Below are 1,863 nucleotides of genomic sequence, written 5' to 3' on the forward strand. Positions count from 1 at the left end.
GCGGGTTGGGCGTTGAAGCCGGGGGCGGAGGCGACAAAGCCCACGACCTTGACGATCCGCACCACCGCGTCGACGCCCACGAGCGCGTCGACCGCCGCGAGGGCGTTGAGCGCGCAGGTCCTGGCGAGCCCGGCCGCCTGCCCCGGGTCCACCTCGGCACCGACCTTCCCGGTGGCGGCGAGGGCGCCGTCGACCATCGGCAGCTGACCGGAGGTGTAGACGTACGCCCCGGTCCGCACGGCGGGGACGTAGTTGGCCACCGGCGGCACGACCGTCGGCAGCGCGATGCCCAGCTGCTCGAGCTTGCGGCTCCAGTAGCCCGCGGACTCCGAGTCGGGCATCAGAGCTGCCGCTTGAGGTAGGCGACGTGCTGCTCGCCGGTCGGGCCGGGCAGCACCGACACCAGCTCCCAGCCGTCACTTCCCCACTGGTCGAGGATCTGCTTGGTGGCGTGGGTGAGCAGCGGGACGGTGGCGTATTCGAACCGGGCTGCGGAGGTGGCTTCGCTCATGCCCCCCACTCTAGGGAAGTCGAGAGCGTCACGCGTGCGGTGGCGTCTGCGTTTACTGTGGAGCGCATGCCAGCCACTGAGAGTCCGGGAACGCGGGCGACCATCGCCGACGAGCTGTCCACCGGGTGGGCCGACGGGTCCGCCCGAGCAGAACTCCACTACGTCTCCGGGAAGGGGGGCACGGGCAAGACCACGGTCGCGACCGCGCTGGCGCTCGCCCTGGCCTCGACCGGGAAGCGGGTGCTGCTGGTCGAGGTGGAGGAGCGGCAGGGCATCGCCCGGATCTTCGACCGCGCGCCGCTGCCCTACCGCGAGGAACTGGTGGCCCGGGTCGACGGCGGCGGGAAGGTGTTCGCGCTGGCGATCGACGTCGAGGCGGCGATGCTCGACTACCTCGACACCTTCTACCACCTCGGCGTGGTGGGCAAGGTCATGAAGTCGGTGGGCGCGATCGAGTTCGCCACGACCATCGCCCCCGGCCTCAAGGACGTGCTCCTCACCGGCAAGGTCTACGAGGTCGTCACGCGCGAGCACGCCCGGAAGGAGGTCGTGTACGACGCCGTGGTGGTGGACGCGCCGCCCACGGGGCGGATCGGCAAGTTCCTCGACGTCACCACCGCGATGGCGGACCTGGCCGCGGGCGGCCCGATCCGCCGTCAGGCCGACGCGGTGTCCGAGCTGGTCCACTCCCCGCGGACCGTGGTCCACCTGGTCACGCTGCTCGAGTCGCTGCCGGTCCAGGAGACCGTCGAGGCGATCGCCGAGCTCAAGAGCCACGGCCTGCGGGTCGGTCAGGTGATCATCAACCGGGCCGAGACCAGGCACCTGGACGACGCCGCGCTGGAGCGGATCGCCGAGGAGGAGATCGACGCCGCGGCGGTCCTCGCCGGCCTCGAGGTGGCCGGGGTGGAGCTCGACGACGAGGGCCTGCAGGGGCTCCTCGTGGAGGCCATCGAACACGCCCGCGTCGCGCGCGGCCAGCTCAAGGCCGGCGACACCCTGACCTCCTCCGGCTGCCCCACCCTCGTGCTGCCGGCCCTGCCCAACGGGGTCGAGGTCGCCGACCTCTACGACCTCGCCTCCGCCCTCGTCGACCAGGGAGTGAGCTGACATGACCCGTCGCCTCGACATCACCGCCATGCTCACCGACCCCGCGACCCGGGTGGTGGTCACCACCGGCGCCGGAGGAGTGGGCAAGACCACGACCGCCGCCGCCGTGGCGCTGCGCGCCGCCGAACTCGGCCGCGACACCGTGGTCCTCACGATCGACCCCGCCCGGCGCCTGGCGCAGGCCCTGGGGATCGACGACCTCTCCAACGAACCGTCCCGGGTGGAGCTCGGCCCGGAGCACG

4 protein-coding genes are annotated in these 1,863 nt (G+C 72.2%); 2 read left to right on the top strand and 2 right to left on the bottom strand.

Translation table 11 applies throughout. The annotated features are described in order from the left end of the window. The coding region (locus tag B4M60_RS00280) for a RidA family protein (protein WP_291079367.1) at positions 1-341 on the bottom strand (341 nt) is incomplete at its 3' end. Then, positions 341-511, bottom strand: a complete 171-nt coding sequence (locus B4M60_RS00285; RefSeq protein WP_291079368.1) for a DUF4177 domain-containing protein — start codon at positions 509-511, stop codon at positions 341-343. The genes B4M60_RS00280 and B4M60_RS00285, both read right to left, overlap by 1 nt. A gap of 66 nt (positions 512-577) precedes the next feature. Here B4M60_RS00285 and B4M60_RS00290 point away from each other — a divergent pair, with 66 nt between their 5' ends. Together B4M60_RS00290 and B4M60_RS00295 are read left to right on the top strand one after the other, a co-directional pair. Further along, a complete protein-coding gene (locus B4M60_RS00290) occupies positions 578-1,621 on the top strand; it encodes an ArsA-related P-loop ATPase (RefSeq protein WP_291079369.1) in 1,044 nt (347 codons plus the stop codon). Between the two features lies 1 nt (position 1,622). Next, on the top strand, positions 1,623-1,863 hold a 241-nt coding region (locus B4M60_RS00295; RefSeq protein WP_291079370.1), incomplete at its 3' end, for an ArsA-related P-loop ATPase.

The organism is Dietzia sp. UBA5065 (assembly GCA_002415925.1).
GTDB lineage: Bacteria > Actinomycetota > Actinomycetes > Mycobacteriales > Mycobacteriaceae > Dietzia.

What these genes read in the sequence shown, in the direction of transcription:
- B4M60_RS00285 (WP_291079368.1), bottom strand. Translation starts at nt 511, where the DNA reads ATGAGCGAAGCCACCTCCGCAGCCCGGTTCGAATACGCCACCGTCCCG.
- B4M60_RS00290 (WP_291079369.1), top strand. Translation starts at nt 578, where the DNA reads ATGCCAGCCACTGAGAGTCCGGGAACGCGGGCGACCATCGCCGACGAG.